Origin of the sequence: Micromonospora sp. D75 (assembly GCF_018070405.1) — a bacterium.
Lineage (GTDB): Bacteria > Actinomycetota > Actinomycetes > Mycobacteriales > Micromonosporaceae > Micromonospora > Micromonospora chalcea.
This window is the reverse complement of the sequence record NZ_JAGPXV010000373.1, coordinates 1-5,854: the sequence shown is the minus strand read 5'-3', so window position 1 is coordinate 5,854 and position 5,854 is coordinate 1. Positions and strand designations below refer to the sequence as shown.

The 5,854-nt window shown below is 75.0% G+C and carries 6 protein-coding genes; 3 read left to right on the top strand and 3 right to left on the bottom strand.

All coding sequences use genetic code 11. The features are described from left to right. Together KBX39_RS20755 and KBX39_RS33860 are read left to right on the top strand one after the other, a co-directional pair. On the top strand, window positions 1-336 hold a 336-nt coding region (locus KBX39_RS20755; RefSeq protein ID WP_210872051.1), incomplete at its 5' end, for a hypothetical protein. A 170-nt stretch (window positions 337-506) separates the two neighbouring features. Further along, entirely contained in the window at window positions 507-1,595 is a 1,089-nt protein-coding gene (locus KBX39_RS33860) for an alcohol dehydrogenase catalytic domain-containing protein (protein WP_282102442.1), read from the top strand. Here the strand turns inward: KBX39_RS33860 and KBX39_RS20740 are convergent. The 3 genes from KBX39_RS20740 to KBX39_RS20730 form a co-directional block, all read right to left on the bottom strand. After that, complete coding sequence (locus KBX39_RS20740) at window positions 1,504-2,382, bottom strand: hypothetical protein (protein WP_210872050.1); 879 nt, start codon at window positions 2,380-2,382, stop codon at window positions 1,504-1,506. The two genes, KBX39_RS33860 and KBX39_RS20740, sit on opposite strands and share 92 nt — an antisense overlap. A gap of 9 nt (window positions 2,383-2,391) precedes the next feature. After that, complete coding sequence (locus KBX39_RS20735) at window positions 2,392-2,652, bottom strand: hypothetical protein (protein WP_030504016.1); 261 nt, start codon at window positions 2,650-2,652, stop codon at window positions 2,392-2,394. 174 nt (window positions 2,653-2,826) lie between these two features. Further along, a complete protein-coding gene (locus KBX39_RS20730) occupies window positions 2,827-3,204 on the bottom strand; it encodes a hypothetical protein (RefSeq protein WP_043324447.1) in 378 nt (125 codons plus the stop codon). A gap of 112 nt (window positions 3,205-3,316) precedes the next feature. On the opposite strand from KBX39_RS20730, the gene KBX39_RS20725 reads away from it, so the two are divergent. Further along, the coding region (locus tag KBX39_RS20725) for an ATP-dependent Clp protease ATP-binding subunit (protein WP_210872053.1) at window positions 3,317-5,854 on the top strand (2,538 nt) is incomplete at its 3' end.

Genomic DNA, 5,854 nt, shown 5'->3' with positions numbered 1-5,854 from the left:
GTGCTGGAGCTGCCCGGGGACGCCGCGCTGGTGCCGGTGAACCGCGACGGCCGTCCGGTCGGCGTGTTCGTCGCGGCCGGTGGCCGGGTCCGCTACCGGCGCGTGGTCGAACCGGACCAGCTCGTCGCCGCGGCCACCGGCGCGTTCGCGGTGGCCGCGCTCACCGCCGCCGTGGCGGTGTGGTCGCGGCGCCGTCCGCCGTCGGTCGGCACCGTCACCATGGGGCCGGGCGGCTGGGTCAGCCTGCGCGGCCTGCCGGCGCCCCGGCTGCGCCCGGACGACCGGCCATGGTGGGCGCGCCTGCTGCGGGCCCGCCGCCTGGTCGTCGACCGCTGAGCACCCAGGGGTACGGCCGCCGGCACGTCACCGGCGGCCGTACCGCCGTTCTCCCGTCGGCCCTCGGCGGAGGGGCCGTTGGTCCCGGGTCACCGCGGTCCTGCGCCCCTGCCCGGCGGCGCCCGGACCGACGACGCTGAGGGTGAGAACGAGACCGAGGGAGGCCCCCGATGCGCGCCAGTGTCGTCACCGCGTTCGACCGTCCGATGGAGATCACCGAGCGTCCCGTGCCGGAGGTCGGCCCGGGCGAGATCCTGGTCCGCGTCGAAGCCAGCGGACTCTGCCACACCGACATCCACGCCGCCCGCGGCGAGTGGCCGGTGAAGCCCACCCCGCCGTTCGTACCCGGTCACGAGGGCGTCGGCCTGGTCGAGCAGGTCGGCCCCGGCGTCACCGAGCACGCCGTCGGCGACCGGGTCGCGCTGCCCTGGCTCGGCTGGGCCTGCGGCACCTGCGCGTACTGCGTGACCGGCTGGGAGACGCTGTGCGAGTCGCAGCGCAACACCGGTTACAGCATCGACGGCGCGCACGCCGAGTACGCGGTGGCCTCGGCCCGCTACGCGGTCCGCGTGCCCGACGGCGTGGACCCGTTCGAGGCCGCGCCGCTGACCTGCGCGGGCGTCACCACGTACAAGGCCGTCAAGGTCGCCGGGGTACGGCCGGGCGAGCGGGTCGCGATCTTCGGCATCGGCGGTCTGGGTCACCTCGCCCAGCAGTACGCGCAGATCTTCGGCGCCGAGACGGTCGCGGTGGACGTGACCGCCGAGAAGCTGGAGCTGGCCACGTCGCTGGGCGCCGCGCACACTGTCGACGCCGCCACCACCGACCCGGTCGAGCGGATCACCGCGCTGGGCGGCGTGGACGTGGCGATCGTGCTGGCCGCCAGCCCCCGGGTGATCGAGCAGGCGCACCGCTCGCTGCGCCGCGGCGGCGGCCCGGCGGGCCAGCTCCGCGAGGCGGGCGGTGTGCCGGGCGTCGATCTCGGCCAGGCGCCGGTCGCGGGCCGCGCCCACCCGGGCGGGCACTGCAGCGGCGGCTTTGCGGGTACGCGCCAGCCGCTCCCGGCTCGCGGTCAGTTCCGCCTCGGCGGCGGCGAGCCGGGTACGGGTGGCGCCCAGCGCCTCGGAGAGCATCCCCCGGACCCGCGTCACCAGTTGCGTGCGGACGTCAGCCACGGGACGTCTCCCGTTCGTCGGTGTCCTTCGGCAGGTCCCGGCCGAGCCGGTCGAGCAGCACCCCGGTTAGCACACCGGCGGTGACCGCCGGGTCGGCCGCGTGCGGCTGCTCCGCGTCGTCGTCGCGGCGCGGCGGGGGCATCCGGCGCACCCGGGTCAGCAGCGTGTCCAGCACCGGCCGCGGCAGGCCGGGCAGCAGGTCACGGACCCGGGACTCCAGCGCGCCGCGCAGCCGGGGCAGGTCGTCCGCGCGGGGCGGGTGGCCGAGCAGCTCACCGGCCAGCTCGCGCAGCAGCGGCGGGGCGATCGCGGCCAGCCCCAGCCCCACGTCGGCGTGCGCGCCGCGCAGGTCGCGGTGCAGCCGGTCCCGGTCACCGGAGCGGACCCCGGCGACCACCCGGCGCAGCAGCTCCCGGGAGTCCCCGACGCGCTCGTCCGGCTCGTCGGGCGATCCCTCCCGGCCGCCGGTCAGCTCCGCCACCCGTACCGCCCACCAGCGCCGTACCGCGGGTTGCTCGCCCGGCTCGGGCGCGGCGCCCGGCGCGGGCGGCGCTTCGCCGCGCGGCGTGTCGTGCCTGGGTGGCCGCTCGCCCGGCGGGGCCGGCGGCGCGCCGTCGGGGGCCAGCCCGATCGCGGCCAGGTACGCGGTGAGCTGTTCCTGCGCCACACGCAGCGCGTAGCCGGCGGTTTCGGCGTGCTCGGTGGCCGAGGACAGCTCCGGCACCCCCATCGGGTCGGCCGACTCCTGGCGTACCCAGCGCAGCCGCTCCTGCGCCTGGCCGAGCTTCTCCAGCGCGGCGGCGAGCTGGGCGAGGGGCAGGTCCTCGGCGGCGGCGCGGACCTGGGCGCCGATGTCCTCGACGATGGACACGGCCCGGCCTCAGAGCGTCGCGACGTAGAGTTGCGCCTGCTCGACCGCGACGAGTGTCGCGGCGAGACACTCCTCCAGCTCCTGGCTGGCCTGTGTCAGCGAGGCCTGGGCCGCCTCGACCGTCTCGTGGCCGCTGCCCTCCAGCGCGCCGGCCAGGGTCTGCTGTGCCTCGGCCAGCTTCTCGCCCGCTGCCTGCACCGCTGTCTGGCCGTCACCGATCTGCTGGAGCGCGACATCGATGGCGGCCTTCAGCTCGGCGACGCTCGCCACGGAACCTCCTGGGGGCAAAAGAGATCTCCATTACAACCCATCGGAACGAGTGGGCGAGCATCCACCCTCAGGCGGTTGTCGCCCGCGTGTCCGGTTGTGGCCCTGACGTGCGCGAAGACCTCGCCGCCGGTCCCGTCGGCGAGCCCGCCGGTCCCGTTGACGGAACCGGATGATCTAGCGGCCGAGCCAGCGCGGGCCGCGTACCTCCGCGCCGAGCGCGGTCACCCGCTCGCGCAGCTCCCGGTCGGCGGTGACCACCACCCGCCGCCGCTGCGGCGCGGCGGCCACCAGCTCCACCACCGTGTCGTCGCCGGAGCCGGGCGCGGACACCACCTCGACGCCGGGCGCCGAGGTGACGTGCCGGGCCGCGCCCTCCACTACCAGCACCACCTGCACCGGCGGGGGTAGCTCCGGCGGCAGGCCCGCCTCCCCGACGGACGCCAGCGCGTCGCGCAGGCGGGCGGCCGCGCCGGCCCGGTCCCGCCACCAGCCGTCCGGGCGCGAGCCCACCACGTTCGCGCCGTCCACGACCAGCAGCGGTCTGCTCTCCATGCCCTCAGCCTGCCATCCGGTCGCGTTTGTCGCGCCGACCGCCGGGTAGCCACCGCCGACCGTGCCGCGCGTGCCGGGTACCGGTCGTGCCGACCGACTGCGGAGGACGATGATGATGGGACCGGGTGACTTCGGCAACGACCCCTGGGACGAGTTCCTGGCCCGATACTTCGGCCGGGGCGAGGGGGGACGCCGACCGGCGCACCGGGTCGACATCCCCCGACTGATGACCGCCGACGCCCGGGAGATGCTCGCCGACGCGGCCCGCCGGGCCGCTCAGAAGCACAGCAACGACCTGGACACCGACCATCTGCTCTGGGCGGCGTTGCAGCGCGAGCCGCTGCGCGACCTGGTACGCCGGGCCGGCGCCGACCCGGACACGCTCGTCAACGCGCTCGGCGGGCGGGGTGAGGGCGCGCCCCGGGGCGAGGTGCCGCCGAACCTGTCGCTGACCCCGGCCGCGAAGCGGGCGCTGCTGGACGCGCACCAGCTCTCCCGCGCGATGGGCGCCAACTACATCGGTCCCGAGCACATCCTGATGGCGCTGCCGCTGAACCCCGAGTCGCCGGCCGGCCGGATGCTCGCCGCCGGCCGGATCCAGCCGGAGTCGTTGCAGGCGGCCAGCGCCGAGCGGGGCGCGGCCGGCACGCCGCGCCCGGACCGCGGCACCCCCACCCTCGACCAGTACGGGCAGGACCTCACCGAGCTGGCCCGGATGGACCAGATCGACCCGGTGATCGGCCGCGCCGACGAGATCGAGCAGGCGGTGGAGATCCTGTCCCGGCGGACCAAGAACAACCCGGTGCTGATCGGCGAGGCCGGCGTCGGCAAGACCGCGATCGTGGAAGGGCTGGCGGAACGGATCTGCGACGGCGACGTGCCGCAGACGCTGATCGGCAAGCGGGTGATCCAGCTCGACCTGTCCGGCCTGGTCGCCGGCACCCGCTACCGGGGCGACTTCGAGGAACGCCTGAAGAAGGTGATCGACGAGATCCGCGCCCACCGCGACGAGCTGATCATCTTCCTGGACGAGATCCACACGCTGGTCGGCGCGGGCGGCGCCGGCAGCGAGGGCGGGATGGACGCGTCGAACATGCTCAAGCCGGCCCTGGCCCGCGGCGAGCTGCGGGTCATCGGCGCGACCACGCTCGACGAGTACCGGCGCAGCATCGAGAAGGACGCCGCGCTGGCCCGCCGGTTCCAGCCGGTGCTGGTGCCCGAGCCGAGCGTGGAGGACACCGTGGCGATCCTGCGCGGGCTGCGCGACCGGTACGAGGCGCACCACCAGGTCCGGTTCACCGACGAGGCGCTGATCGCCGCCGGTGAGCTGTCCGACCGGTACGTCACCGACCGGTTCCTGCCGGACAAGGCGATCGACCTGATCGACCAGGCCGGCGCGCGGGTGCGGCTGCGGACGCGCACTCCCGCCGAGGACGTGCGCGAGCTGGAGCAGCAGCTCGAGGACACGCGCCGGGACAAGGAGCAGGCGGTCTCCGACGAGCAGTACGAGCGGGCCTCCGCGCTGCGCGACCGGGTCGCCGAGCTGGAGGACCAGGTGCGCCGCGCCCGCGGCGACGAGGGACCCAACCACGTGCCCGAGGTGGGGCCGACGGAGATCGCCGAGGTGGTCTCCCGGGCCACCGGCATCCCGGTCACCCAGCTCACCGAGGAGGAACGCGACCGGCTGCTGCGCCTGGAGGGGCACCTGCACGAGAAGATCATCGGCCAGGACGACGCGGTCAGCGCCGTCTCCGAGGCGGTGCGCCGCTCCCGTACCGGGCTGGCCGACCCGAACCGGCCGATGGGCAGCTTCCTGTTCCTCGGCCCGACCGGCGTCGGCAAGACCGAGCTGGCCCGCGCGCTGGCCGAGGCGCTGTTCGGCGAGGCGGACCGGATGGTCCGCGTGGACATGAGCGAGTTCCAGGAGCGGCACACGGTCAGCCGGCTGGTCGGCGCGCCGCCCGGGTACGTCGGCTATGAGGAGGCCGGCCAGCTCACCGAGGCGGTCCGCCGCCGCCCGTACGCGGTGGTGCTGCTGGACGAGATCGAGAAGGCGCACCCGGACGTGTTCAACATCCTGCTCCAGGTGCTCGACGACGGCCGGCTCACCGACAGCCAGGGCCGGACGGTGAACTTCAAGAACACCGTGCTGATCATGACGAGCAACCTCGGCTCGGAGCTGATCACCGGCGCCCAGCGCACCGTCGGCTTCGCCAGCGGCGCGCCCGGCCAGCAGGAGAGCGACGAGCTGCGGGAACGGCTGATGCGCCGGCTCCAGGAGAACTTCCGCCCGGAGTTCCTCAACCGAATCGACGAGGTGATCATCTTCCAGCGGCTGGAGGCCGAGCAGCTGCGCCAGATCACCGGGCTGCTGCTGGAGGAGACCCGCCGCCGCATGCACGCCCAGGACATCCAGGTCGACTTCAGGACCGCCGGCGTGGACTGGCTCGCCGAGCACGGCTACCAGCCGGAGTTCGGCGCCCGCCCGCTGCGCCGGGTGATCCAGCGCGAGGTCGACAACCGGCTGTCCCGGATGCTGCTGGAGAACGAGATATCCCCGGGGCAGAAGGTCATTGTCGACGCCCGCGACGACCAGCTGGTATTCGACGTCACCGCCGGTGAACGCGGGCACGCGGCAGCCACCACGTCT